The 24,846-nt window shown below is 69.1% G+C and carries 37 protein-coding genes; 35 read left to right on the forward strand and 2 right to left on the reverse strand.

Annotated elements, in window-relative coordinates:
• Positions 1-262: 262 nt before the first annotated feature.
• The 34 genes from gdhA to truA all read left to right on the forward strand — a co-directional run bounded on the left by gdhA (position 263) and on the right by truA (position 21,173).
• Positions 263-1,636 (forward strand): NADP-specific glutamate dehydrogenase, encoded by a 1,374-nt coding sequence (gene gdhA, locus IE321_RS04620; RefSeq protein ID WP_372470184.1) that lies wholly within the window; start codon positions 263-265, stop codon positions 1,634-1,636.
• A gap of 136 nt (positions 1,637-1,772) precedes the next feature.
• On the forward strand, positions 1,773-2,135 hold the full coding sequence (locus IE321_RS04625) for a YciI family protein (RefSeq protein WP_190221888.1): 363 nt from the start codon (positions 1,773-1,775) through the stop codon (positions 2,133-2,135).
• On the forward strand, positions 2,132-3,373 hold the full coding sequence (locus IE321_RS04630; RefSeq protein ID WP_190221889.1) for an RNA polymerase sigma factor: 1,242 nt from the start codon (positions 2,132-2,134) through the stop codon (positions 3,371-3,373). Before IE321_RS04625 ends, IE321_RS04630 begins: the two co-directional genes overlap by 4 nt.
• A gap of 437 nt (positions 3,374-3,810) precedes the next feature.
• Complete coding sequence (gene rpsJ, locus IE321_RS04635; protein ID WP_003948644.1) at positions 3,811-4,119, forward strand: 30S ribosomal protein S10; 309 nt, start codon at positions 3,811-3,813, stop codon at positions 4,117-4,119.
• Between the two features lie 11 nt (positions 4,120-4,130).
• Entirely contained in the window at positions 4,131-4,775 is a 645-nt protein-coding gene (rplC, locus tag IE321_RS04640; RefSeq protein WP_043230269.1) for a 50S ribosomal protein L3, read from the forward strand.
• Positions 4,776-4,779: 4 nt separating this feature from the next.
• Complete coding sequence (gene rplD / locus IE321_RS04645) at positions 4,780-5,430, forward strand: 50S ribosomal protein L4 (protein ID WP_043230271.1); 651 nt, start codon at positions 4,780-4,782, stop codon at positions 5,428-5,430.
• Complete coding sequence (gene rplW, locus IE321_RS04650) at positions 5,430-5,747, forward strand: 50S ribosomal protein L23 (protein WP_030759382.1); 318 nt, start codon at positions 5,430-5,432, stop codon at positions 5,745-5,747. Before rplD ends, rplW begins: the two co-directional genes overlap by 1 nt.
• A gap of 39 nt (positions 5,748-5,786) precedes the next feature.
• Entirely contained in the window at positions 5,787-6,623 is an 837-nt protein-coding gene (rplB, locus tag IE321_RS04655) for a 50S ribosomal protein L2 (protein ID WP_043230273.1), read from the forward strand.
• Between the two features lie 12 nt (positions 6,624-6,635).
• Entirely contained in the window at positions 6,636-6,917 is a 282-nt protein-coding gene (rpsS, locus tag IE321_RS04660) for a 30S ribosomal protein S19 (RefSeq protein WP_043230274.1), read from the forward strand.
• 44 nt (positions 6,918-6,961) lie between these two features.
• On the forward strand, positions 6,962-7,309 hold the full coding sequence (gene rplV / locus IE321_RS04665; protein WP_004571827.1) for a 50S ribosomal protein L22: 348 nt from the start codon (positions 6,962-6,964) through the stop codon (positions 7,307-7,309).
• Positions 7,309-8,139, forward strand: a complete 831-nt coding sequence (gene rpsC / locus IE321_RS04670) for a 30S ribosomal protein S3 (RefSeq protein ID WP_030759375.1) — start codon at positions 7,309-7,311, stop codon at positions 8,137-8,139. The genes rplV and rpsC overlap by 1 nt, the downstream gene beginning before the upstream one ends.
• 5 nt (positions 8,140-8,144) lie before the next feature.
• Positions 8,145-8,564: a 50S ribosomal protein L16 gene (gene rplP, locus IE321_RS04675; RefSeq protein ID WP_015035580.1), complete on the forward strand. Its 420-nt coding sequence runs from the start codon at positions 8,145-8,147 to the stop codon at positions 8,562-8,564.
• On the forward strand, positions 8,564-8,788 hold the full coding sequence (gene rpmC / locus IE321_RS04680) for a 50S ribosomal protein L29 (protein ID WP_030494258.1): 225 nt from the start codon (positions 8,564-8,566) through the stop codon (positions 8,786-8,788). The genes rplP and rpmC overlap by 1 nt, the downstream gene beginning before the upstream one ends.
• A complete protein-coding gene (gene rpsQ, locus IE321_RS04685) occupies positions 8,788-9,069 on the forward strand; it encodes a 30S ribosomal protein S17 (protein ID WP_024755411.1) in 282 nt (93 codons plus the stop codon). The genes rpmC and rpsQ overlap by 1 nt, the downstream gene beginning before the upstream one ends.
• Positions 9,070-9,174: 105 nt before the next feature.
• A complete protein-coding gene (gene rplN, locus IE321_RS04690; RefSeq protein WP_003956455.1) occupies positions 9,175-9,543 on the forward strand; it encodes a 50S ribosomal protein L14 in 369 nt (122 codons plus the stop codon).
• 2 nt (positions 9,544-9,545) lie between these two features.
• The gene (rplX, locus tag IE321_RS04695; protein WP_043230276.1) at positions 9,546-9,857 is read left to right on the forward strand and encodes a 50S ribosomal protein L24; all 312 of its coding nucleotides are present in this window, start codon (positions 9,546-9,548) and stop codon (positions 9,855-9,857) included.
• The gene (rplE, locus tag IE321_RS04700; protein WP_107063375.1) at positions 9,854-10,411 is read left to right on the forward strand and encodes a 50S ribosomal protein L5; all 558 of its coding nucleotides are present in this window, start codon (positions 9,854-9,856) and stop codon (positions 10,409-10,411) included. The genes rplX and rplE overlap by 4 nt, the downstream gene beginning before the upstream one ends.
• 5 nt (positions 10,412-10,416) lie before the next feature.
• On the forward strand, positions 10,417-10,602 hold the full coding sequence (locus IE321_RS04705) for a type Z 30S ribosomal protein S14 (RefSeq protein WP_003956452.1): 186 nt from the start codon (positions 10,417-10,419) through the stop codon (positions 10,600-10,602).
• 223 nt (positions 10,603-10,825) lie between these two features.
• Complete coding sequence (rpsH, locus tag IE321_RS04710) at positions 10,826-11,224, forward strand: 30S ribosomal protein S8 (protein WP_030759363.1); 399 nt, start codon at positions 10,826-10,828, stop codon at positions 11,222-11,224.
• A 20-nt stretch (positions 11,225-11,244) separates the two neighbouring features.
• The gene (gene rplF / locus IE321_RS04715) at positions 11,245-11,784 is read left to right on the forward strand and encodes a 50S ribosomal protein L6 (protein WP_043230278.1); all 540 of its coding nucleotides are present in this window, start codon (positions 11,245-11,247) and stop codon (positions 11,782-11,784) included.
• Between the two features lie 3 nt (positions 11,785-11,787).
• Positions 11,788-12,171, forward strand: coding sequence for a 50S ribosomal protein L18 (rplR, locus tag IE321_RS04720; protein WP_043230280.1), 384 nt, complete (start codon positions 11,788-11,790; stop codon positions 12,169-12,171).
• A 45-nt stretch (positions 12,172-12,216) separates the two neighbouring features.
• Entirely contained in the window at positions 12,217-12,822 is a 606-nt protein-coding gene (gene rpsE, locus IE321_RS04725) for a 30S ribosomal protein S5 (RefSeq protein ID WP_030201551.1), read from the forward strand.
• Positions 12,822-13,004 (forward strand): 50S ribosomal protein L30, encoded by a 183-nt coding sequence (gene rpmD / locus IE321_RS04730; RefSeq protein ID WP_005313525.1) that lies wholly within the window; start codon positions 12,822-12,824, stop codon positions 13,002-13,004. The genes rpsE and rpmD overlap by 1 nt, the downstream gene beginning before the upstream one ends.
• Positions 13,005-13,006: 2 nt before the next feature.
• Positions 13,007-13,462 (forward strand): 50S ribosomal protein L15, encoded by a 456-nt coding sequence (gene rplO / locus IE321_RS04735; RefSeq protein WP_030494264.1) that lies wholly within the window; start codon positions 13,007-13,009, stop codon positions 13,460-13,462.
• A gap of 216 nt (positions 13,463-13,678) precedes the next feature.
• Positions 13,679-14,998 (forward strand): preprotein translocase subunit SecY, encoded by a 1,320-nt coding sequence (secY, locus tag IE321_RS04740; protein ID WP_043230281.1) that lies wholly within the window; start codon positions 13,679-13,681, stop codon positions 14,996-14,998.
• Positions 14,998-15,645, forward strand: coding sequence for an adenylate kinase (locus tag IE321_RS04745; protein ID WP_043230282.1), 648 nt, complete (start codon positions 14,998-15,000; stop codon positions 15,643-15,645). Before secY ends, IE321_RS04745 begins: the two co-directional genes overlap by 1 nt.
• Positions 15,646-15,743: 98 nt before the next feature.
• On the forward strand, positions 15,744-16,595 hold the full coding sequence (gene map, locus IE321_RS04750; RefSeq protein WP_043230283.1) for a type I methionyl aminopeptidase: 852 nt from the start codon (positions 15,744-15,746) through the stop codon (positions 16,593-16,595).
• Positions 16,596-16,958: 363 nt separating this feature from the next.
• Positions 16,959-17,180 (forward strand): translation initiation factor IF-1, encoded by a 222-nt coding sequence (infA, locus tag IE321_RS04755; RefSeq protein ID WP_003956442.1) that lies wholly within the window; start codon positions 16,959-16,961, stop codon positions 17,178-17,180.
• Positions 17,181-17,243: 63 nt separating this feature from the next.
• Positions 17,244-17,357, forward strand: coding sequence for a 50S ribosomal protein L36 (gene rpmJ, locus IE321_RS04760; protein WP_003956441.1), 114 nt, complete (start codon positions 17,244-17,246; stop codon positions 17,355-17,357).
• A gap of 189 nt (positions 17,358-17,546) precedes the next feature.
• Positions 17,547-17,927: a 30S ribosomal protein S13 gene (rpsM, locus tag IE321_RS04765; RefSeq protein WP_015035595.1), complete on the forward strand. Its 381-nt coding sequence runs from the start codon at positions 17,547-17,549 to the stop codon at positions 17,925-17,927.
• A gap of 66 nt (positions 17,928-17,993) precedes the next feature.
• Entirely contained in the window at positions 17,994-18,398 is a 405-nt protein-coding gene (gene rpsK / locus IE321_RS04770) for a 30S ribosomal protein S11 (protein ID WP_003956432.1), read from the forward strand.
• 172 nt (positions 18,399-18,570) lie between these two features.
• Positions 18,571-19,593 (forward strand): DNA-directed RNA polymerase subunit alpha, encoded by a 1,023-nt coding sequence (locus tag IE321_RS04775; protein ID WP_004946635.1) that lies wholly within the window; start codon positions 18,571-18,573, stop codon positions 19,591-19,593.
• 168 nt (positions 19,594-19,761) lie between these two features.
• Positions 19,762-20,232, forward strand: coding sequence for a 50S ribosomal protein L17 (gene rplQ / locus IE321_RS04780; protein WP_031012120.1), 471 nt, complete (start codon positions 19,762-19,764; stop codon positions 20,230-20,232).
• An 83-nt stretch (positions 20,233-20,315) separates the two neighbouring features.
• Positions 20,316-21,173 (forward strand): tRNA pseudouridine(38-40) synthase TruA, encoded by an 858-nt coding sequence (gene truA, locus IE321_RS04785; RefSeq protein ID WP_190221890.1) that lies wholly within the window; start codon positions 20,316-20,318, stop codon positions 21,171-21,173.
• 13 nt (positions 21,174-21,186) lie between these two features.
• Here truA and IE321_RS04790 read toward each other — a convergent pair whose 3' ends face one another.
• On the reverse strand, positions 21,187-22,176 hold the full coding sequence (locus IE321_RS04790; RefSeq protein WP_190221891.1) for a hypothetical protein: 990 nt from the start codon (positions 22,174-22,176) through the stop codon (positions 21,187-21,189).
• Positions 22,177-22,232: 56 nt separating this feature from the next.
• Here IE321_RS04790 and IE321_RS04795 point away from each other — a divergent pair, with 56 nt between their 5' ends.
• Complete coding sequence (locus IE321_RS04795; protein WP_107063376.1) at positions 22,233-23,855, forward strand: ABC-F family ATP-binding cassette domain-containing protein; 1,623 nt, start codon at positions 22,233-22,235, stop codon at positions 23,853-23,855.
• A gap of 46 nt (positions 23,856-23,901) precedes the next feature.
• Here IE321_RS04795 and IE321_RS04800 read toward each other — a convergent pair whose 3' ends face one another.
• Positions 23,902-24,840 carry an NADP-dependent oxidoreductase gene (locus IE321_RS04800; protein ID WP_190221892.1) on the reverse strand — a complete coding sequence of 313 codons (939 nt, stop codon included), beginning with the start codon at positions 24,838-24,840 and terminating at the stop codon, positions 23,902-23,904.
• Positions 24,841-24,846 lie beyond the last annotated feature (6 nt).

The following is a 24,846-nucleotide window of genomic DNA, read 5'->3' on the forward strand; positions in this document are numbered from 1 at the left end:
GTCCGCCGCCGGGGGAGCGCCGCTCCGGGGCGACCGCCTCCCGCCGGTCCGCCCGGCCGCCCGGGGGCCGTCGCCGTCTCGCATGCCGGACGGACGGGAATGCTTACTGGTGCCTGCATTCACATGGGTGTAACAGTGGGGGCCGGCGGTGGTCCCACAGGTGCGGGGGCGCGCGAGGACCCCGCCCGTCAACGCTCGGCAACGGCGCCGAGCACCGCACCGCTTCCCTGGCGCGTACAGCCGTGCCAGAAGGGGGTACTCCGTGCCGTCCCGTCCCATCGCCGAGACCACCGCCGCCCGGTCCGCCCTCGACGCCCTGCGCGTCGAGATCGAGCACCGCAACCCGGCCCAGCCCGAGTTCCACCAGGCCGTCCACGAGGTGCTCGACTCCCTCGCGCCGGTGCTCGCCGCCCGCCCCGAGTACGCCGAGCCCGGCCTCCTGGAGCGGCTCGTCGAGCCCGAGCGGCAGATCATCTTCCGCGTCCCGTGGCAGGACGACCGCGGCCGCACGCACGTCAACCGCGGCTTCCGCGTCGAGTTCAACAGCGCCCTCGGCCCCTACAAGGGCGGCCTGCGCTTCCACCCGTCGGTGAACCTCGGCATCGTCAAGTTCCTCGGCTTCGAGCAGATCTTCAAGAACGCCCTCACCGGCCTCGGCATCGGCGGCGGCAAGGGCGGCAGCGACTTCGACCCGCACGGCCGCTCCGACGCCGAGGTCATGCGCTTCTGCCAGTCCTTCATGACCGAGCTGTACCGCCACCTCGGCGAGCACACCGACGTCCCCGCCGGTGACATCGGCGTCGGCGGCCGGGAGATCGGCTACCTCTTCGGCCAGTACCGCCGCATCACCAACCGCTGGGAGGCCGGCGTCCTCACCGGCAAGGGCACCGGCTGGGGCGGCTCCGCCATCCGGCCGGAGGCCACCGGCTACGGCAGCGTGCTCTTCGCCGCCGCCATGCTCCGCGAGCGCGGCGAGGACCTGGAGGGCCAGACCGCCGTCGTCTCCGGCTCCGGGAACGTGGCGCTGTACACGATCGAGAAGCTGCTCGCCCTCGGCGCCAACCCGCTGACCTGCTCCGACTCCAGCGGATACGTCCACGACGACAAGGGCATCGACCTCGACCTGCTCAAGCAGATCAAGGAGGTCGAGCGCGGCCGGGTCGCCGACTACGCCGAGCGGCGCGGCGCCTCCGCCCGCTTCGTGCCCGGCGGCCGCGTCTGGGAGGTCCCCGCCGACGTCGCCCTGCCGTCCGCGACCCAGAACGAGCTGGACGAGAACGACGCCGCCGCGCTGGTCCGCAACGGCGTGAAGGCCGTCGCCGAGGGCGCCAACATGCCCACCACCGCCGAGGCCGTCCACCTCCTCCAGCGGGCCGGTGTCGCCTTCGGCCCCGGCAAGGCCGCCAACGCGGGCGGCGTCGCCGTCAGCGCCCTGGAGATGGCCCAGAACCACTCCCGGACCTCCTGGACCGCGGCCCGGGTCGAGGAGGAGCTGGCCGGGATCATGACCGACATCCACCGCACCTGCCACGAGACCGCCGAGCGGTACGGCGCCCCCGGCGACTACGTCACCGGCGCCAACATCGCGGGCTTCGAGCGGGTCGCGGACGCGATGCTGGCACAGGGCGTGATCTGACCCCGGCAGCCTGCCGACACCCCGGGAAAAAAACTTCCCGAAGATCTTTTCCGGGGATGTAGAGATCATCGCGGCGGCTCCGACCGTAGGGTGACAGCGCGCCGAAGGGGCGTGCGGGACGGGGAGGACACCCGAGATGAAGTACGTCGCGATGATCTACGGCAACCAGGCCAAGTGGGACTCCTTCCCGGCCGAGGCGTGGCCCGAGGCGATCGCCCGCCAGGAGGCGTTCAACCGCAAGTACCAGGAGACCGGCGAGCTGATCGGCGCCTACGGGCTCGCCGACGCGGCCGCCGCCCAGCTGGTGCGCCGCGAGGGCGGCGCCCCGGCCGTCACCGACGGGCCCTACCTGGAGACCAAGGAGTACCTGGCCAGCTTCTACCTCCTGGACTGCGAGTCCCTGGAGCGGGCCCAGCAGATCGCCGCGGACATGCCCTTCGCGGACGTGGACCCGGTGGAGCTGTGGCCGGTCCTGCACGAGTCCGCGGCGGACGTGTGACCGAGCAGGCCGGCGTCGAGGAGCTGCTGAGGGCGAGCGCCCCGCGGGTCCTCGGCGCGCTCGTCCGCCGCCACGGCGACTTCTACGGCTGCGAGGACGCCGTCCAGGAGGCGCTGATCGCGGCGGCCCGGCAGTGGCCGGAGCAGGGCGTGCCCGAGCGCCCGGGCAGCTGGCTGCTGACCGTCGCCCAGCGCAAGTACGTCGACCAGGTGCGCAGCGAGGCCGCCCGCCGGCGGCGCGAGGACACCGTCGCCCTCGCCACCCCGGCGGCCGAGCTGCTCGCGCCCGCCGCCGACGAGGCGGGGGAGGAGGCCGCGGACGACTCGCTCGCGCTGCTCTTCCTCTGCTGCCACCGGGACCTGTCGCCGCCCAGCCGGATCGCGCTCACCCTGCGGGCGGTCGGCGGTCTCACCACGGCGCAGATCGCCGCCGCGTTCCTGGTGCCGGAGGCGACGATGGCGCAGCGGATCAGCCGCGCCAAGCAGACCGTCCGGGCGGCCGGGGACGCGCTCGCGCTGCCGGCGGGCGAGGACCGCACCGCCCGGCTCGCCGAGGTCCGGCACGTGCTGTACCTGGTCTTCAACGAGGGCTACACGGCGAGCGGCGGCGAGGAGCTGACCGCGCCCGAGCTGTCCGCGGAGGCGATCCGGCTGGCCCGGCTGCTGCACCGGCTCGTCCCGGAGGACACCGAGACGGCGGGGCTGCTGGCCCTGATGCTGCTCACCGACGCCCGCCGCCCGGCCCGCACGGGCCCGCACGGCGAGCTGGTCCCGCTGGCGGAGCAGGACCGGAGCCGGTGGGACGCGGCCCCGCTGGCCGAGGGCATCGCCCTGATCAGCCGCACCCTGCCGCGCGGCCGGGTGGGCCCGTACCAGATCCAGGCGGCGATCGCGGCGGTGCACGACGAGGCGGAGTCGGCGGAGGCGACGGACTGGCCGCAGATCCTCGCCCTGTACGAGCTCCTGGAGCGGACCGGCCCCAACCCGATGGTGACCCTGAACCGGGTGGTGGCAGTGGCGATGGTGCACGGCCCGCGGGCCGGCCTGGACCTGCTCGACACGCTGGCCGCCGACAAGCGGATGGCCCGGCACCACCGGCTGCTGGCCACCCGGGCGCATCTCCTGGAGCTGTCCGGCGAACCCGGGGCCGCGGCCACGGCCTACCGCGAGGCCGCCCGGCGCGCCACGAGCGCGCCGGAGCGCCGCCACCTGACGGAGCGCGCCCGCCGGCTGGGCTGACCCGCCGGGGCGGCACCGGAGCGTCCGGGAGCCCGCTCGCCCCCTGCGTGTACCCGAACGTGACGTGGGGTACAGTCTTCGACCCGATTGGCGGGCCGCAGGGGCGGTATGGCAGACTAGCGGGGTTGCTCGGTTGAGTGCCGATGCTGCGCGCCTCCCGTCGGGAGGACCGGAAGCGAGTCCCACAGTACTCGTCGCCCCTTCTCAGGAGCGGACGTACGGGAATCTTCCGGGAAGTGTCAGCGGGGTACCAGCCAGGCGCCCGGTGGGTGTTCACCCCCGTTCCGCGGTCTTCGGCCCGCACCCCCTTGGTTGGGAAATCCTTCGGGACTTCTTCGTAGAGGGAGTGCGACACGCCCGACCGCGTGGGTCGGAGGAGAACGGTAATCCGCCGGGTTCCAGAGCGTTTAACGACAAGACAGGACTACGGAGTAGCCATGGCGGGACAGAAGATCCGCATCCGGCTCAAGGCCTACGACCACGAGGTCATCGACTCCTCGGCGAAGAAGATCGTCGAGACGGTGACCCGCACTGGTGCGTCGGTCGCGGGCCCGGTGCCGCTGCCCACTGAGAAGAACGTGTACTGCGTCATCAAGTCGCCGCACAAGTACAAGGACTCGCGCGAGCACTTCGAGATGCGCACGCACAAGCGCCTCATCGACATCCTCGACCCCACGCCGAAGACCGTCGACTCGCTCATGCGTCTCGACCTCCCGGCCGGTGTCGACATCGAGATCAAGCTCTGAGGGCGCGCGAGATGGCTAAGAACATCAAGGGCATCCTGGGCGAGAAGCTCGGCATGACGCAGGTCTGGGACGAGAACAACCGGGTCGTCCCGGTGACCGTCGTCAAGGCCGGCCCCAATGTCGTCACCCAGGTGCGTACGAACGACGTCGACGGCTACGAGTCGGTCCAGATCGCCTTCGGCGAGATCGACCCGCGCAAGGTGAACAAGCCCCTCAAGGGCCACTTCGCCAAGGCCGACGTCACCCCGCGCCGTCACCTCGTCGAGCTGCGTACCGCTGACGCCAGCGAGTACACCCTCGGCCAGGAGATCACCGCCGAGGTCTTCGAGGCGGGCATCAAGGTCGACGTGACCGGCAAGAGCAAGGGCAAGGGCTTCGCCGGTGTCATGAAGCGCCACAACTTCCGTGGTGGCAAGGCCTCCCACGGTGCCCACCGCGTGCACCGCAAGCCGGGTTCGATCGGTGGCTGCGCCACCCCGGGCCGCGTCTTCAAGGGCATGCGCATGGCCGGCCGCATGGGCAACGAGCGCGTGACCACCCAGAACCTGACCGTTCACGCCGTTGACGCGGAGAAGGGCCTGCTCCTGATCAAGGGTGCGGTTCCTGGTCCGAACGGCGGCCTCGTCCTGGTCCGCACCGCGGCCAAGGGGGCCTGAGGATATGAGCACCATTGACATTCTGTCGCCCTCCGGCGACAAGACCGGGACCGTCGAGCTCCCGGCCGAGATCTTCGACGCCAAGGTCAGCGTCCCGCTGATCCACCAGGTCGTCGTCGCGCAGCTGGCCGCGGCCCGTCAGGGCACGCACAAGGTCAAGACGCGTGGCGAGGTCCGCGGTGGTGGCAAGAAGCCGTACCGCCAGAAGGGCACCGGCCGCGCCCGTCAGGGTTCGACCCGCGCCCCGCAGTTCGCCGGTGGTGGCGTCGTGCACGGTCCCGTGCCGCGTGACTACTCGCAGCGGACCCCGAAGAAGATGAAGGCCGCCGCCCTCCGCGGTGCCCTCTCCGACCGGGCGAACCACTCCCGCATCCACGTCGTCACCGGCGTGGTCGAGGGTGGCATCTCCACCAAGGCCGCCAAGACGCTGTTCGGCAAGATCTCGGAGCGCAAGAACCTGCTCCTGGTCGTCGAGCGCTCGGACGAGGCCGCGTGGCTGTCCGCCCGCAACCTGCCCCAGGTGCACATCCTGGAGCCGGGCCAGCTGAACACGTACGACGTGATGCGATCCGACGACGTGGTCTTCACCCAGGCCGCCCTCGAGTCCTTCGTGTCTGGCCCCAAGGCCGACGACAACGAGGGGAACGAAGCCTGATGGCCGAGATCACCAGCAAGACCTTCACGGACCCGCGCGACGTCCTCGTCAAGCCGGTTGTCTCCGAGAAGAGCTACGCCCTGCTCGACGAGAACAAGTACACGTTCATCGTCGCGCCCGGCTCCAACAAGACCCAGATCAAGCAGGCCGTCGAAGCGGTCTTCTCGGTCAAGGTCACCGGGGTCAACACGATCAACCGCCAGGGCAAGCGCAAGCGCACCCGCACCGGTTTCGGCAAGCGCGCCAACACCAAGCGCGCCATCGTGACCCTTGCTGAGGGCAACCGAATCGACATCTTCGGCGGCCCGACCGCCTGACGGCGGTCGAGTCGTCCGATATCGGACGAGGACTGAGAAATGGGTATCCGCAAGTACAAGCCGACTACGCCGGGCCGTCGTGGCTCCTCCGTAGCCGACTTCGTCGAGATCACGCGGTCCACGCCGGAGAAGTCGCTGGTCCGCCCCCTGCACAGCAAGGGCGGCCGTAACAACACCGGCCGGATCACCGTTCGCCACCAGGGTGGTGGACACAAGCGCGCCTACCGCGTGATCGACTTCCGTCGTCACGACAAGGACGGCGTGCCGGCCAAGGTCGCTCACATCGAGTACGACCCGAACCGCACCGCGCGCATCGCGCTGCTCCACTACATGGACGGCGAGAAGCGCTACATCATCGCTCCCAAGGGTCTGACGCAGGGTGACCGCGTCGAGAACGGCCCGGGCGCGGACATCAAGCCCGGCAACAACCTGGCGCTCCGCAACATCCCGGTCGGTACCACGATCCACGCGATCGAGCTCCGTCCCGGTGGCGGCGCCAAGTTCGCCCGCTCCGCGGGTGCCTCCGTGCAGCTGCTGGCGAAGGAGGGCACGATGGCCCACCTTCGTATGCCGTCCGGTGAGATCCGTCTGGTCGACGCCCGCTGCCGCGCCACCATCGGCGAGGTCGGCAACGCCGAGCAGTCGAACATCAACTGGGGCAAGGCCGGCCGCAAGCGCTGGCTGGGCGTCCGTCCGACCGTTCGCGGTGTGGCGATGAACCCGGTTGACCACCCGCACGGTGGTGGTGAGGGCAAGACCTCCGGTGGTCGCCACCCGGTCTCCCCGTGGGGTCAGAAGGAGGGTCGTACTCGCTCGCCGAAGAAGGCTTCGAGCAAGTACATCGTCCGCCGCCGCAAGACGAACAAGAAGCGCTAGGAGCGGGTTTAGATGCCGCGCAGTCTCAAGAAGGGACCCTTCGTCGACGGCCACCTCATCAAGAAGGTGGACGCTCAGAACGAGGCCGGTACCAAGAACGTCATCAAGACCTGGTCCCGTCGCTCCATGATCATCCCGGCGATGCTCGGGCACACGATCGCGGTGCACAACGGCAAGACCCACGTCCCGGTGTTCGTCACCGAGTCGATGGTCGGTCACAAGCTCGGCGAGTTCTCGCCGACGCGTACCTTCCGGGGCCACGTCAAGGACGACCGGAAGTCGAAGCGCCGCTAGTAGCGGATCGCATTCAGACACGTAAGTAACTGAGAGGGACAACCATGGAAGCCAGGGCCCAGGCGCGGTACATCCGCGTCACGCCCATGAAGGCCCGCCGCGTGGTGGACCTGATCCGTGGCATGGACGCCACGGAGGCTCAGGCTGTTCTGCGATTCGCTCCGCAGGCAGCCTCCGTGCCGGTCGGCAAGGTGCTCGACAGCGCCATTGCCAACGCCGCGCACAACTACGACCACACGGACGCCTCTTCGCTGGTCATCAGCGAGGCGTACGTCGACGAGGGTCCGACCCTGAAGCGGTTCCGTCCGCGTGCCCAGGGCCGTGCCTACCGGATCCGCAAGCGGACCAGCCACATCACCGTGGTCGTCAGCAGCAAGGAAGGAACCCGGTAATGGGCCAGAAGGTTAACCCGCATGGGTTCCGGCTCGGCATCACCACGGACTTCAAGTCCCGCTGGTACGCCGACAAGCTGTACAAGGACTACGTCAAGGAAGACGTCGCCATCCGTCGGATGCTGACGTCCGGCATGGAGCGCGCCGGCATCTCGAAGGTTGAGATCGAGCGCACCCGCGACCGCGTCCGCGTGGACATCCACACCGCTCGTCCGGGCATTGTCATCGGTCGCCGTGGCGCCGAGGCCGACAAGATCCGCGGCCAGCTGGAGAAGCTGACCGGCAAGCAGGTCCAGCTGAACATCCTCGAGGTCAAGAACCCCGAGGTCGACGCTCAGCTCGTGGCCCAGGCCGTCGCCGAGCAGCTCTCCTCCCGCGTCTCCTTCCGTCGGGCCATGCGCAAGAGCATGCAGTCCGCCATGAAGGCCGGCGCCAAGGGCATCAAGATCCAGTGTGGTGGCCGTCTCGGCGGCGCCGAGATGTCCCGCTCGGAGTTCTACCGCGAGGGTCGTGTGCCGCTGCACACGCTGCGCGCGAACGTCGAGTACGGCTTCTTCGAGGCCAAGACGACCTTCGGCCGCATCGGCGTGAAGGTCTGGATCTACAAGGGCGACGTCAAGAACATCGCCGAGGTCCGCGCCGAGAACGCTGCTGCCCGCGCGGGCAACCGCCCGGCCCGTGGCGGCGCTGACCGTCCGGCCGGCCGCGGTGGCCGCGGTGGCGAGCGTGGCGGTCGCGGTCGCAAGCCGCAGCAGGCTCCCGCTGCCGAGGCCCCCAAGGCCGAGGCCGCCGCCGCTCCGGCTGCTGAGAGCACCGGAACGGAGGCCTGACCGACATGCTGATCCCCCGTAGGGTCAAGCACCGCAAGCAGCACCACCCCAAGCGCTCGGGCATGAGCAAGGGTGGCACGCAGGTCGCGTTCGGCGAGTACGGCATTCAGGCCCTCACGCCGGCGTACGTGACCAACCGTCAGATCGAGGCCGCGCGTATCGCGATGACCCGCCACATCAAGCGTGGCGGCAAGGTCTGGATCAACATCTACCCGGACCGCCCGCTCACGAAGAAGCCTGCCGAGACCCGCATGGGTTCCGGTAAGGGTTCTCCGGAGTGGTGGATCGCGAACGTCAAGCCCGGTCGGGTGATGTTCGAGCTGTCCTACCCGAACGAGAAGATCGCGCGTGAGGCTCTGACTCGTGCGGCTCACAAGCTGCCGATGAAGTGCAAGATCGTTAAGCGCGAGGCAGGTGAGCTGTGATGTCGGCCGGTACCAAGGCGTCCGAGCTGCGCGAGCTGGGCAACGAGGAGCTTGTCGCCAAGCTCCGCGAGGCCAAGGAAGAGCTGTTCAACCTCCGCTTCCAGGCGGCGACGGGCCAGCTCGAGAACCACGGCCGTCTCCGGGCGGTCCGTAAGGACATCGCCCGGATCTACACCCTCATGCGAGAGCGTGAGCTCGGCATTGAGACGGTGGAGAACGCCTGATGAGCGAGAGCAACGTGACTGAGAAGACCGAGCGCAACGCTCGCAAGGTCCGCGAGGGCCTGGTCGTCAGCGACAAGATGGACAAGACCGTCGTCGTCGCCGTCGAGGACCGCGTCAAGCACGCGCTGTACGGCAAGGTCATCCGCCGTACGAACAAGCTCAAGGCTCACGACGAGCAGAACGCTGCCGGCATCGGCGACCGCGTCCTCCTGATGGAGACCCGGAAGCTGTCGTCGACGAAGCACTGGCGCGTCGTCGAGATCCTCGAGAAGGCCAAGTAATCCCTCCTAGGGGGACCCCCTAGGAACAGTTCCGCCAGGCTCGGCGGGGGCCGTTGATCGACCAGCGGCCCCCGCCGGGAACCGGCAGACAATCAGGAGATAGACGTGATCCAGCAGGAGTCGCGACTTCGCGTCGCCGACAACACTGGTGCCAAGGAGATCCTTTGCATCCGTGTTCTCGGTGGTTCGGGTCGCCGCTACGCGGGCATCGGTGACGTCATCGTCGCCACCGTCAAGGACGCGATCCCCGGTGGCAACGTGAAGAAGGGTGACGTCGTCAAGGCGGTCATCGTTCGCACCGTCAAGGAGCGTCGTCGTCAGGACGGCTCGTACATCCGCTTCGACGAGAACGCCGCCGTCATTCTGAAGAACGACGGCGACCCTCGCGGCACCCGTATCTTCGGCCCGGTGGGCCGTGAGCTGCGCGAGAAGAAGTTCATGAAGATCATCTCGCTCGCGCCGGAGGTGCTGTAAGCATGAAGATCAAGAAGGGCGACCTGGTCCAGGTCATCACCGGCAAGGACAAGGGCAAGCAGGGCAAGGTCATCGCGGCCTACCCCGCCGACTCCCGCGTCCTGGTCGAGGGTGTCAACCGGGTCAAGAAGCACACGAAGGCCGGCCCGAACCAGGCCGGCGGCATCGTGACCACCGAGGCGCCGGTCCACGTCTCCAACGTCCAGCTGGTCGTGGAGAAGGACGGCAAGAAGGTCGTCACGCGTGTCGGTTTCCGCTTCGACGACGAGGGCAACAAGATCCGCGTTGCCAAGCGGACGGGTGAGGACATCTGATGGCTACCACCACTCCGCGTCTCAAGACGAAGTACCGCGAGGAGATCGCGGGCAAGCTGCGTGACGAGTTCCAGTACGAGAACGTCATGCAGATCCCCGGCCTCGTGAAGATCGTGGTCAACATGGGTGTCGGCGACGCCGCCCGTGACTCGAAGCTGATCGAGGGCGCGATCCGCGACCTCACCACGATCACCGGTCAGAAGCCGGCCGTCACCAAGGCCCGCAAGTCCATCGCGCAGTTCAAGCTGCGTGAGGGTCAGCCGATCGGTGCCCACGTCACGCTCCGTGGCGACCGCATGTGGGAGTTCCTGGACCGCACCCTGTCGCTCGCGCTGCCGCGCATCCGCGACTTCCGCGGCCTGTCCCCGAAGCAGTTCGACGGCCGTGGCAACTACACCTTCGGTCTCACGGAGCAGGTCATGTTCCACGAGATCGACCAGGACAAGATCGACCGTACCCGGGGTATGGACATCACCGTGGTCACCACGGCGACCAACGACGACGAGGGCCGTGCGCTTCTCCGTCACCTCGGCTTCCCGTTCAAGGAGGCGTAAGCGAGATGGCGAAGAAGGCTCTCATCGCGAAGGCTGCCCGCAAGCCCAAGTTCGGTGTGCGTGCGTACACGCGCTGCCAGCGCTGCGGCCGCCCCCACTCCGTGTACCGCAAGTTCGGCCTCTGCCGCGTGTGCCTTCGTGAGATGGCTCACCGTGGCGAGCTGCCGGGCGTGACCAAGAGCTCCTGGTAATTCCCCTTCGCCCATTGGGCGTTGGTGAATGACCGGAGTCTCTCGGTAAGCATTGGGTTGGCGGACTCCCGCCTCCACATGGCTTAGGCTAGTGGGGTTGGGCGTCCGCCGCCCTTACGACTTACTACGCCGTAGGTCCACCGCACCGCACCCGCCCCGTCTCGGATCGGGGAGAGGGATGGTGCACCAGGAAACCCCGGCGAGAGAGGCCGAAGGCCAATTCATGACCATGACTGATCCGATCGCAGACATGCTCACGCGTCTGCGTAACGCGAACTCGGCGTACCACGACACCGTGACGATGCCGCACAGCAAGATCAAGTCGCACATCGCGGAAATCCTCCAGCAGGAGGGCTTCATCACCGGCTGGAAGGTCGAGGACGCCGAGGTCGGCAAGAACCTCGTCGTCGACCTCAAGTTCGGTCCGAACCGTGAGCGCTCCATCGCGGGCATCAAGCGGATCTCGAAGCCGGGCCTCCGGGTTTACGCGAAGTCCACCAACCTGCCGAAGGTCCTCGGCGGCCTGGGCGTGGCGATCATCTCCACGTCCCACGGTCTCCTGACCGGCCAGCAGGCGCAGAAGAAGGGCGTGGGTGGGGAAGTCCTCGCCTACGTCTGGTAGTCGGGAACGGAGGAATAGCAATGTCGCGAATCGGCAAGCTCCCCATCACGGTTCCCGCCGGCGTGGACGTCACCATCGAGGGCCGCACGGTCACGGTCAAGGGTTCCAAGGGCACCCTGAGCCACACCGTCGCCGCGCCGATCGAGATCGTTAAGGGCGAGGAGGGCGTGCTCAACGTCACCCGTCCGAACGACGAGCGTCAGAACAAGGCCCTTCACGGCCTGTCCCGCACGCTGGTGGCCAACATGATCACCGGTGTGACCCAGGGATACGTCAAGGCGCTCGAGATCAGCGGTGTCGGTTACCGCGTGGCCGCGAAGGGCTCCGGTCTGGAGTTCCAGCTCGGCTACAGCCACCCGATCCTGATCGAGGCTCCCGAGGGCATCTCGTTCAAGGTCGAGTCCCCGACCAAGTTCTCGGTCGAGGGCATCGACAAGCAGAAGGTCGGCGAGGTCGCGGCGAACATCCGCAAGCTGCGGAAGCCCGACCCGTACAAGGCCAAGGGCGTCAAGTACGCCGGCGAGGTCATCCGCCGCAAGGTCGGAAAGGCTGGTAAGTAAGCCATGGCATACGGTGTCAAGATCGCCAAGGGCGACGCTTACAAGCGCGCTGCCAAGGCGCGTCGTCACCTGCGCATCCGCAAGGTCGTGTCGGGTACGGCGGAGCGTCCGCGCCTCGTCGTGACGCGCTCGAACCGCGGTATCACCGCGCAGGTCATCGATGACCTCAAGGGTCACACCCTGGCGTCGGCGTCCCACCTGGACGCCTCCGTCCGCGGTGGCGAGGGCTCCAAGTCCTCGCAGGCCCAGCAGGTCGGCGCCCTGGTCGCCGAGCGCGCCAAGGCCGCCGGTGTCGAGGCCGTCGTGTTCGACCGTGGTGGCAACAGGTACGCCGGGCGCATTGCCGCTCTGGCTGACGCCGCCCGCGAAGCCGGGCTGAAGTTCTAAGCCCCGGTTCCGGGACTAACGGACGTAACAGAGAGAGGTAATCCAATGGCTGGACCCCAGCGCCGCGGCAGCGGTGCCGGTGGCGGCGAGCGGCGGGACCGGAAGGGCCGCGACGGTGGCGCTGCCGCCGCCGAGAAGACCGCGTACGTTGAGCGCGTAGTCGCGATCAACCGCGTCGCCAAGGTTGTCAAGGGTGGTCGTCGTTTCAGCTTCACCGCGCTGGTCGTGGTGGGCGACGGTGACGGCACCGTGGGTGTCGGTTACGGCAAGGCCAAGGAGGTGCCGGCCGCCATCGCCAAGGGTGTTGAGGAGGCCAAGAAGCACTTCTTCAAGGTCCCCCGTATCCAGGGCACCATCCCCCACCCGATCCAGGGTGAGAAGGCCGCGGGCGTCGTCCTGCTCAAGCCGGCTTCCCCCGGTACCGGTGTTATCGCCGGTGGCCCGGTGCGCGCCGTCCTGGAGTGCGCCGGCGTCCACGACATCCTGTCGAAGTCCCTGGGCTCCGACAACGCGATCAACATCGTGCACGCGACCGTGGAGGCCCTGAAGGGCCTGCAGCGTCCCGAGGAGATCGCGGCTCGCCGTGGTCTGCCGCTCGAGGACGTCGCCCCCGCGGCTCTGCTTCGTGCGCGTGCGGGAGCGGGTGCGTAATGGCTCGCCTCAAGATCACGCAGACGAAGTCGTACATCGGCAGCAAGCAGAACCACCGCGACACGCTGCGTTCGCTCGGGCTCAAGCGCCTGAACGACGTGGTCGTCAAGGAGGACCGCCCCGAGTTCCGCGGAATGGTGCACACCGTCCGCCACCTCGTGACGGTTGAGGAGGTCGACTGATCATGGCGGAGAACAACCCGCTCAAGATCCACAACCTCCGTCCCGCCCCGGGCGCCAAGACCGCCAAGACCCGTGTGGGTCGTGGTGAGGCGTCGAAGGGTAAGACGGCCGGTCGTGGTACCAAGGGCACGAAGGCCCGTTACCAGGTTCCGGAGCGCTTCGAGGGTGGCCAGATGCCCCTCCACATGCGTCTCCCGAAGCTCAAGGGCTTCAAGAACCCGTTCCGCACCGAGTACCAGGTCGTGAACCTGGACAAGCTGGCCGCGCTCTACCCGCAGGGTGGCGAGGTCACGGTGGCCGATCTGGTCGCCAAGGGTGCGGTTCGTAAGAACCAGCTCGTCAAGGTGCTCGGCACCGGCGAGGTCTCCGTGGCGCTGCAGGTGACGGTCGACGCCGTCTCCGGCTCCGCCAAGGAGAAGATCGCCGCCGCCGGCGGCACCGTCACCGAGCTCGTCTGAGACGACTCGATGGCCTGAACATCCGACCGGGGATGCCTCTCAAAAGGGGCATCCCCGGTTGGTCGTTCCTAGGGGGGCATGGTCGCCGGTAAGGTGGCGTGCACCGTCCATGCTCATGCGGTATAGACCGCGGGGGCCGGGACCGATCCAATCAGTCCTTATCGAATCTCAAGACCGTCACCTCTGACGCATAGCGCGGGGGTCGCAGGAGGCACCGTGCTCACCGGCTTCGCCCGGGCGTTCAAGACGCCCGACCTGCGCAAGAAGCTGCTCTTCACGCTGGCGATCATCGTGCTGTACCGCCTCGGGGCCCACATCCCCGTCCCCGGCGTCAGCTACGAGGCCGTCCAGATGTGCGTGGACCAGGCGAAGGAAGGCAACAACAGCCTGTTCGGCCTGGTGAACATGTTCAGTGGCGGCGCACTGCTGCAGATCACCATCTTCGCGCTCGGCATCATGCCGTACATCACGGCGAGCATCATCCTGCAGCTGCTCACCGTCGTGATCCCGCGACTGGAAGCCCTCAAGAAGGAGGGCCAGAGCGGCACGGCGAAGATCACGCAGTACACCCGCTACCTGACGATCGCGCTGGCGATCCTCCAGGGCACGGGTCTCGTGGCCACGGCCAAGAGCGGCGCCCTCTTCAGCGGCTGCAACGTCGCGAACCAGGTCGTTCCGGACCCCTCGATCTTCACCATCACCACGATGGTCCTCACCATGACCGCCGGCACCGCCATCGTCATGTGGCTCGGTGAGCTCATCACCGACCGCGGCATCGGCAACGGCATGTCCATCCTGATGTTCATCTCGATCGCCGCCGGCTTCCCGGGTGCCCTGTGGGCCATCAAGGAGAGCGGCAAGCTCGCCCAGGGCTGGATCGAGTTCGGCACCGTCATCCTCATCGGCTTCGTGATGGTGGCCCTGGTCGTCTTCGTCGAGCAGGCCCAGCGCCGCATCCCGGTGCAGTACGCGAAGCGCATGATCGGCCGCAGGTCGTACGGCGGTACGTCCACTTACATCCCGTTGAAGGTGAACCAGGCAGGTGTGATTCCTGTCATCTTCGCGTCGTCGCTGCTCTACATCCCGGCGCTGATCGCGCAGTTCTCCAACTCCACCGCGGGCTGGAAGACCTGGATCGAAGCCCACTTCGTCAAGGGTGACCACCCCTACTACATCGCGACGTACTTCCTCCTGATCGTGTTCTTCGCCTTCTTCTACGTGGCGATCTCGTTCAACCCCGAGGAAGTCGCGGACAACATGAAGAAGTATGGTGGCTTCATCCCGGGTATCCGGGCTGGTCGACCTACTGCCGAGTACCTGAGCTACGTGCTCAACCGGATCACTTGGCCGGGCTCGCTGTACTTGGGTCTGATCGCTCTTGTGCCGACGATGGCGTTGGCAGGCTTCGGCGGTGCCAATGCCAACTTCCCCTTCGGCGGGACGAGCATCCTGATCATCGTGGGTGTGGGGCTGGAGACCGTGAAGCAGATCGAGAGCCAGCTCCAGCAGCGCAATTACGAAGGGTTCCTCCGCTGATGCGAATCGTCCTCGTCGGACCGCCCGGGGCCGGCAAGGGAACGCAGGCCGCGTTCCTTGCCAAGAACCTGGACATCCCGCACATCTCCACGGGTGACCTGTTCCGTGCCAACATCTCGCAGGGCACGGCGCTGGGCCTGGAGGCCAAGGGTTACATGGACCGGGGCGAGCTCGTCCCGGACGAGGTGACCATCGGGATGGCCAAGGACCGTATGGAGCAGGCGGACGCCGCGAACGGCTTCCTGCTCGACGGGTTCCCGCGCAACGTGGCCCAGGCCGAGGCCCTGGATGTCGTCCTCAAGGCCGACGACATGCAGCTGGACGCGGTCCTGGACCTGGAGGTCCCCGAGGACGAGGTCGTGAAGCGGATCGCGGGTCGCCGCATCTGCCGCAACGACTCCGCGCACGTCTTCCACGTCGAGTACAACGCCCCCAAGACGGCGGGCGTCTGCGACACCTGCGGTGGCGAGCTCTACCAGCGCGCGGACGACTCCGAGGAGACCGTCCGCACCCGCCTGGAGGTCTACCACACGCAGACCGAGCCGATCATCGACTACTACCGGGCGCAGAACCTGGTCGTGACGATCTCCGCGCTCGGCAAGGTGGACGAGGTCACGGCGCGCGCGATGGACGCGCTGAAGAAGTAACCCCACGCTCACGCGGTACGGCCGCGGTGCCCCTCACGGGCGCCGCGGCCGTATCGTTGTTCTGTCCCCCGTACGCGCAAGGAAAGGCCCCCGTCACGATGGTGCAGATCAAGACCCCCGAGCAGATCGCGAAGATGCGCGAGGCGGGGCTGGTCGTCGCCGCCATCCACGCGGCGACCCGCGAGGCGGCCGTGCCGGGCGCCACGACGAAGGACCTGGACGAGGTCGCGCGCAAGGTCATCGCCGACCACGGGGCGAAGTCGAACTTCCTCGGGTACGGCGGCTTCCCCGCGACGATCTGCACCTCGGTCAACGAGGTCGTCGTCCACGGCATCCCCGACGAGAAGACCGTCCTCAAGGACGGCGACATCATCTCGATCGACGCCGGCGCGATCGTCGACGGCTGGCACGGCGACGCCGCGTACACGGCCTTCGTCGGCACCGGTCACGCCCCGGAGCTGGTCGAGCTCTCCCGGGTGACGGAGGAGTCGATGTGGGCCGGCATCGCCGCGATGCGGGTGGGCGCGCGCCTGGTCGACATCTCGAAGGCGATCGAGTCGTACATCAAGCGCCAGCCGCGGCCGGCCGTCGGCGACCACAGCCTGGGCAAGTACGGCATCGTCGAGGACTACGGCGGCCACGGCATCGGCACCGAGATGCACATGGACCCGCACCTCCTGAACTACGTCTCGCGCAAGCGCGGCAAGGGCCCGAAGCTGGTCCCCGGCTTCTGCCTGGCCATCGAGCCCATGGTCTCCCTCGGCACCCCCCACACGGAGGTCCTGGAGGACGACTGGACGGTCGTCTCCACCGACGGCACCTGGTCCTCCCACTGGGAGCACAGCGTCGCCCTCACCGAGGCCGGCCCCCTGGTCCTCACCGCCGTCGACGGCGGCAAGGCCAAGCTCGCGGAGCTGGGCGTCACGGCGGCCCCGGACCCGCTGGCGTAGTCCGTTCCGGGGCGTCCGCGCCTTGCCGTCGGCGGTTCACGGCGCCCCGTCCCGGCGGACGGAGTTCGCCGCAGCGGGCCGAAGCCTGTGAGGCGCCCCCGGCGCCGAGCCCGCGAGGGCCGCGTCGGGGACCCGGTCCGGCGGCAAGGCCAAGCTCGCGGAGCTGGGCGTCACGGCGGCCCCGGACCCGCTGGCGTAGTCCGTCCCGGAAGGGGCGGAGTAATGATCTTCCGCGTTGGGCAGATTCCCCGGATTCGTCTTTTCGAGGGGCCTGACGTAGACTGATGCGTCGGCTCTCGTGTACCCGTGTGTCTTCACCGGGGAGTGAGAGTCGATCAAGGTAGCCGATTCGAAAGGCGAAGCGTGGCCAAGAAGCAAGGTGCCATCGAAATCGAGGGCACCGTGATCGAGTCCCTCCCGAACGCCATGTTCAAGGTGGAGCTCCAGAACGGTCACAAGGTCCTCGCGCACATCTCCGGCAAGATGCGTATGCACTACATCCGCATCCTTCCGGACGACCGGGTCGTCGTGGAGCTCTCTCCGTACGACCTGACGCGTGGCCGGATCGTCTACCGGTACAAGTAGATCTTGCCCGCACCCCGCCTTCGCGCGCGGGTGGTGGCACTGACCCGGAGAACCTCACATCCCATGAAGGTCAAGCCGAGCGTCAAGAAGATCTGCGACAAGTGCAAGGTGATCCGCCGTCACGGCCGGGTCATGGTCATCTGCGACAACCTGCGCCACAAGCAGCGCCAGGGCTGACGCACGCCGACCGACCTGCATTTCGCAGTTCTTCGCGCGACGCATAGCAATACGTACATACGCAGAGCCCGTCCGACCGCCCCGCGCGGTTGACGGCACCTCCGGCGGGGGCCGGGGACCCGACCTGTACCTCATACGGCAGCCGGGAACGGTTCTGCAGCAGACCCCCGAGAACACAGGAGCCATTGAATGGCACGCGTTTCCGGTGTTGACATCCCGCGCGAAAAGCGTGTGGTGGTCGCACTCACCTACGTCTTCGGCATCGGGCGTACCCGGTCCGAGGAGATTCTCGCCGCGACCGGCGTGAACCCGTCCACCCGTGTCCGCGACCTTGCCGAGGAAGACCTCGTCAAGATCCGCGAGTACGTGGACGCCAACCTCCAGACCGAGGGTGACCTCCGTCGCGAGATTGCCGCCGACATCCGCCGCAAGGTCGAGATCGGCTGCTACCAGGGCCTGCGCCACCGTCGTGGCCTGCCCGTCCGCGGCCAGCGCACCAGCACGAACGCTCGTACCCGCAAGGGCCCGCGTCGCGCCATCGCCGGCAAGAAGAAGCCGGGCAAGAAGTAGTCCTCAGCGGACGCTTGACCAAGCGGTCTTCGCTGTAGGACCGACCACCTCCCGTAGGAGTAAGAGATGCCCCCCAAGGGTCGTCAGGGCGCTGCCAAGAAGGTGCGCCGCAAGGAAAAGAAGAACGTCGCTCACGGCCACGCGCACATCAAGAGCACGTTCAACAACACGATCGTCTCGATCACGGACCCCTCGGGCAACGTGATCTCCTGGGCCTCCGCCGGCCACGTCGGCTTCAAGGGCTCGCGCAAGTCCACCCCCTTCGCCGCGCAGATGGCCGCCGAGTCGGCCGCCCGCCGCGCGCAGGAGCACGGCATGCGCAAGGTCGACGTCTTCGTCAAGGGTCCCGGCTCCGGCCGTGAGACCGCGATCCGCTCCCTCCAGGCCACCGGCCTCGAGGTCGGCTCGATCCAGGACGTCACCCCCACGCCGCACAACGGCTGCCGTCCCCCCAAGCGTCGCCGCGTCTGATCCGGGGCAGCGCGTTCAGCGCTGCCGCGTGTGACGTACGGCCCGCTTGACCAGGGCATTCGGGCGGTGCGTCCCCTCCGGGGGGCGTGCCGCCCGTACCCTTGCAGTACGCAGTACCGCTCCACCCCCGTCGGGCGTCAAATAGTGGGCGTCCACGACTGAAGGAACACACATGCTTATCGCTCAGCGTCCGTCGCTGACCGAAGAGGTCGTCGACGAGTTCCGCTCCCGGTTCGTGATCGAGCCGCTGGAGCCGGGCTTCGGCTACACCCTCGGCAACAGCCTCCGCCGTACCCTCCTCTCCTCGATCCCGGGTGCCGCTGTCACCAGCATCCGCATCGACGGTGTCCTGCACGAGTTCACCACCGTGCCGGGCGTCAAGGAGGACGTCACCGACCTCATCCTCAACATCAAGCAGCTGGTCGTCTCCTCGGAGCACGACGAGCCGGTCGTGATGTACCTGCGCAAGCAGGGCCCGGGTCTGGTCACCGCCGCCGACATCGCGCCCCCGGCCGGTGTCGAGGTGCACAACCCCGACCTCGTCCTGGCGACCCTGAACGCCAAGGGCAAGCTGGAGATGGAGCTGACCGTCGAGCGCGGTCGCGGCTACGTCTCCGCCGTCCAGAACAAGCAGGTGGGCCAGGAGATCGGCCGCATTCCGGTCGACTCCATCTACTCGCCGGTTCTCAAGGTCACCTACAAGGTCGAGGCGACCCGAGTCGAGCAGCGCACCGACTTCGACAAGCTCATCGTCGACGTCGAGACCAAGCAGGCCATGCGCCCGCGCGACGCCATGGCGTCCGCCGGCAAGACCCTGGTCGAGCTGTTCGGTCTCGCCCGCGAGCTGAACATCGACGCCGAGGGCATCGACATGGGCCCGTCCCCGACGGACGCCGCCCTCGCCGCCGACCTCGCGCTGCCGATCGAGGAGCTGGAGCTCACGGTCCGCTCCTACAACTGCCTCAAGCGCGAGGGCATCCACTCCGTGGGTGAGCTCGTGGCGCGTTCCGAGGCCGACCTGCTCGACATCCGCAACTTCGGTGCGAAGTCGATCGACGAGGTCAAGGCGAAGCTGGCCGGCATGGGCCTGGCCCTCAAGGACAGCCCGCCCGGATTCGACCCGACCGCCGCGGCCGACGCCTTCGGCGCGGACGACGACGCGGACGCCGGTTTCGTCGAGACCGAGCAGTACTAAGAGCTCGGGCCCTTCGGGTCCGTACTCGGGTGCGGGTGGACTGTCGCTGGTCGCGCGGTTCCCCGCGCCCCTTCCGGGGCCCTGCCCCGGTCTCCGACGGGTGACCGCCCGCTCGGACACTGACACCGGTACCTCATACGGCCGGTGCAGATCACAAGGAGAAACACCATGCCGCGTCCCGCGAAGGGTGCCCGCCTCGGCGGTTCCGCCGCTCACGAGAAGCTGCTGCTCGCCAACCTGGCGAAGTCGCTGTTCGAGCACGGCCGCATCACGACGACCGAGGCCAAGGCCCGCCGTCTGCGTCCCGTCGCCGAGCGCCTGATCACCAAGGCGAAGAAGGGCGACATCCACAACCGTCGCCTGGTGCTGCAGACGATCACCGACAAGGGCATCGTCCACACCCTCTTCACCGAGATCGCCCCGCGTTACTCGGAGCGTCCGGGTGGTTACACCCGCATCACGAAGATCGGCAACCGTCGTGGCGACAACGCCCCGATGGCCGTGATCGAGCTCGTCGAGGGCGAGATCGCCAAGAAGGCGACCGTCGCCGAGGCCGAGGCCGCCACCAAGCGCGCCGTCAAGGAGGCCGACGAGGCCGCCGCGGTCGAGGCGACCGAGGACGAGGCGAAGGACGCGTAAGCGTTCTTCCGACGTTTCTCACGGAACGGGCCCGTACCCCCTGGGGTGCGGGCCCGTTCCCGTGTGTCTGAGAGGATTTCCTGGTGAGTGATGACGTGCAGCCCGGGTTCGTACGGGTACGGCTGGACCTTTCCTACGACGGCCGGGACTTCTCCGGCTGGGCCAAGCAGGCCCGCGGGCAGCGGACCGTGCAGGGCGAGATCGAGGACGCGCTGAAGACCGTGACGCGGTCCTCGGAGACGTACGAGCTGACCGTCGCCGGCCGGACCGACGCGGGGGTGCACGCGCGCGGGCAGGTGGCCCACGTGGACCTGCCGCTGGAGCTGTGGGCGGAGCACCGCGAGAAGCTGCTGCGGCGGCTCGCCGGGCGGCTCTCGCACGACGTGCGGGTGTGGAACGTCACCGAGGCCCCCGCGGGCTTCAACGCCCGCTTCTCGGCGGTCTGGCGACGGTACGCGTACCGGGTCACCGACCACCCGGGCGGCGTCGACCCGCTGCTGCGCGGCCACGTGCTGTGGCACGACTGGACGCTCGACATGGACGCCATGAACGAGGCCGCGGCCGCGCTCGTCGGCGAGCACGACTTCGCCGCGTACTGCAAGAAGCGCGAGGGCGCGACGACCATCCGCACCCTCCAGGAGCTGCGCTGGGAGCTGCGGGCCGACGGCATCCTGGAGGCCACGGTCAAGGCCGACGCCTTCTGCCACAACATGGTCCGCTCGCTGGTCGGCGCGCTGCTCTTCGTCGGCGACGGGCACCGGCCGGTCGAGTGGCCGGGCAAGGTGCTGGCCGCCGGCGTGCGGGACTCCGCCGTGCACGTCGTACGGCCGCACGGCCTCACCCTCGAAGAGGTCGGCTACCCGGCGGACGACCAGCTGGCCGCGCGCAGCCGGGAGGCCCGCAACAAGCGGACGCTGCCCGGCGTCGCCGGCTGCTGCTGAACCGTCCCGCCGACTACCGGGGCGGGGCCGAGGCGGCGGCCGCCGCCTTCGCCTGGCTCTTGCCGCGGGCGTAGATCTGGTTGAAGACGAAGGTGGCGAGGTCGTCGCTGGCCTGGAAGACCGGCTTGTCCTTGGTGGTGACCTTCTTGCCGCTGGTGAAGCCGGACTGGGTGAAGTAGGCGTAGCGGCCGACCGAGTTGGCGCGGCGCAGGCAGACCGTGGCGTGGCAGAAGTCCTTGACGCCCGCGCCGGTGAGCGGGGCGATGCCGCCGGTGGCCTGCTTCTTCGCCGCGAGGGCCGCCTTCTCGGAGGGGAAGACGGCCACGCCGACGGTGATGGCCACGCCGTCCTTGACGTAGGTGGCGCGCAGCACCCGCTCGCAGCCGTTCTTCTTCAGCACCGTGCCGAGCCCGCCCTGGGTGACCGCGGCGCAGTTCGTCGTCGCGGAGGTCGCGCCCTTCTGGTACGGGCGGCCGAACATGGTGAGCTTCCTGCCCGGGTAGAGGCCGTCGGTGGTCAGCGGCGCCTTGTCCTTCTTCGGGTCGGAGATGTAGTCCTTCGGGTCCGGCGGGGGCGGCGGGGCCACGGAGGAGAAGGTCGGCGCGGGGGTGGGGGAGACCGTCGCGGTGACCGTGCCCGTGGGGGTCGGGGTGCCGTTCTTGGCCTCGTCGTTCTTCTTGTTGGTGGCCACGACGGCGGTCGCCACGACCGCGCCGACGGCGAGCGTGGCGACGACCCCGCCGACGATCGCCAGCCGGCGCTTGCGGCGGTTGCCGGCCGCGGACGCGTCCGCGAGGGCGCCCCAGTCAGGGGTGCCGTCGCCGCCCTGGGGCTGCTGCTGCCACTGCTGCTGCCCGTAGCCCGGCTGTTGCCGCTGTCCGTGGCCGGGCTGCTGCTGTTGCTGCCCGTACGGCCCCGGCTGCGGCGGGTATCCGTACCCCTGGTGCCCCTGCTGCCCCTGTTGCTGCGGCTCCTGCGGCCACTGCGGTCCCCCAAAGCTCATGCGCCGCATCCTAAACCGGTTGGGCCGGGCCGACGCGGGCGGCGACAATGCATCCCATGGGACATGTCGAGGCCGCGCATCTGGAGTACTACCTTCCCGACGGGAGGGTCCTCCTCGGGGACGCCTCCTTCAGGGTGGGCGAGGGCGCGGTCGTCGCGCTCGTCGGGGCCAACGGCGCCGGCAAGACCACCCTCCTGCGGATGATCGCGGGAGACCTCCAGCCGCACGGCGGCTCCGTCACCGTCAGCGGCGGGCTCGGCGTGATGCCGCAGTTCATCGGCTCCGTACGGGACGAGTCGACCGTCCGCGACCTGCTCGTCTCCGTGGCGCACCCGCGGATCCGGGAGGCGGCGAAGGCGGTCGACGAGGCCGAGCACCTGATCATGACCGTCGACGACGAGGCCGCGCAGATGACGTACGCGCAGGCCCTCGCCGACTGGGCGGAGGTGCAGGGCTACGAGGCGGAGACGCTGTGGGACATCTGCACCATGGCCGCGCTCGGCATGCCGTACGACAAGGCGCAGTTCCGTCAGGTGCGGACGCTCTCCGGCGGTGAGCAGAAGCGGCTGGTCCTGGAATCGCTGCTGCGCGGCACCGACGAGGTGCTGCTCCTCGACGAGCCGGACAACTACCTGGACGTGCCCGGCAAGCGGTGGCTGGAGGAGCGGCTGCGGGAGACCCGCAAGACCGTGCTCTTCATCTCCCACGACCGGGAGCTGCTCTCCCGGGCCGCGCAGAAGATCATCGCGGTGGAGCCCGGCGCGGCCGGGTCCGACGTGTGGGTGCACGGCGGCGGCTTCGACACCTTCCACGAGGCGCGGCGGGAGCGGTTCGCCCGCTTCGAGGAGCTGAAGCGGCGCTGGGAGGAGAAGCACGCGCAGCTGAAGAAGCTGGTCGTCAACCTGCGGCAGGCGGCCGCGGTCAGCCACGAGATGGCGTCCCGGTACGCGGCGGCGCAGACCCGGCTGCGGAAGTTCGAGGAGGCCGGCCCGCCGCCGGAGCCGCCGCGCGAGCAGGACATCCGGATGCGGCTGCGCGGCGGCCGGACCGGTGTGCGGGCCGTGACCTGCGAGAACCTCGAACTGACCGGCCTGATGAAGCCCTTCTCCCTGGAGATCTTCTACGGCGAGCGGGTCGGCGTCCTCGGCTCGAACGGCTCCGGCAAGTCCCACTTCCTGCGGCTGCTCGCGGGCGATCCGTCGGTGGCCCACACGGGTCTGTGGAAGCTGGGCGCGCGGGTCGTCCCCGGGCACTTCGCCCAGACCCACGCCCACCCCGAGCTCGCCGGCCGGCCGCTCGTCGACATCCTGTGGACCGAGCACGCCAAGGACCGGGGCGCGGCGATGTCGATGCTGCGGCGCTACGAGCTGGAGCGCCAGGGCGACCAGTCCTTCGACAAGCTCTCCGGTGGCCAGCAGGCCCGCTTCCAGATCCTCCTCCTGGAGCTGGCCGGCACCACGGCCCTGCTCCTGGACGAGCCCACCGACAACCTGGACCTGGAGTCCGCCGAGGCCCTCCAGGACGGCCTGGAGTCCTACGAGGGCACGGTCCTCGCCGTCACCCACGACCGCTGGTTCGCCAAGAGCTTCGACCGCTACCTGGTCTTCGGCTCCGACGGCGTCGTCCGCGAGACGACCGAGCCGGTGTGGGACGAGCGCCGGGTGGACCGGGCGCGCTGACACCGGCGCCGGGTCCCTTCGGCGCCGGGGCCGGTGCGGCCGGGGCTCAGGGGACCAGCACCAGGCGGCCTCGGAGGGCGCCTTCGGCCAGTCGGCGGTGGGCCTTCGCCGCGTCCGCCAGGGGGAGGGCGTCCGCCACGCGCGGGGTCAGGGCGCCCGCCTCCGCCAGCCGCGCCAGGTGATCCAGACGGTCCGCGTCCGCGCGGACCCAGACCGGGACGACCCGGATGCCGCGCAGCGGGTACGGGGCTCCGCCCGCGACCAGCGCGGCGAAGGCGCCGCCCGTGCGCACCGCGTCCAGGGCCGCCGCGCCGAGGACGGCGGCGGCGAGCGCGCCCGCGTCGCCGGCGGGGACCAGGGCACGGACCTCGCCGCCGAGCCGGCCGGGACCGGAGGGGACGAAGTGGGCCGCGCCCAGCTCCCGTACCAGCGGCTCGTCGGCGGCGCGGGCCGTCGCCACCACCCGGAGGCCGCGTGCGGCGGCCAGCTGCACGGCGTAGCCGCCGACCGCGCCCGCCGCGCCCGTGACCAGCAGCGTCCCGCCCTCGGGCAGGGCGAGCGCGTCCAGGGCCTGGAGCGCGGTGAGTCCGGCCAGCGGGAGCGTCGCGGCGGCCTCCGGAGCGAGCCCCGCCGGGGCCTGGGCCACCGCGTGGGCGTCCAGGACGACGTGCTCGGCCTGGGTGCCGAGGGGCACGTCGAGCCGGTCGTTCATGCCGATGACCCGGTCCCCGGGGCGGACCGAGCCGACCCCGGGGCCGGTCTCCTCGACCACCCCGGCCACGTCCCAGCCGAGCCCGGTGCGGGTCCCGCCGGCCATCAGCCCGGCCTCGGCGAGCGCGCCGGAGCGGGTGGCGAGGTCCACCGGGTGGACGGTCGCGGCCTCCACCCGGACGCGGACCTGTCCGGGGCCGGTCGCGGGGACGGGGACCTCGGCGATCCGCAGGACCTCGGGGCCGCCGAAGGAGTCGAAGACGAGCGCGCGCATGGGCCG

It is taken from the genome of Streptomyces hydrogenans (assembly GCF_014656075.1).
Lineage (GTDB): Bacteria > Actinomycetota > Actinomycetes > Streptomycetales > Streptomycetaceae > Streptomyces > Streptomyces hydrogenans.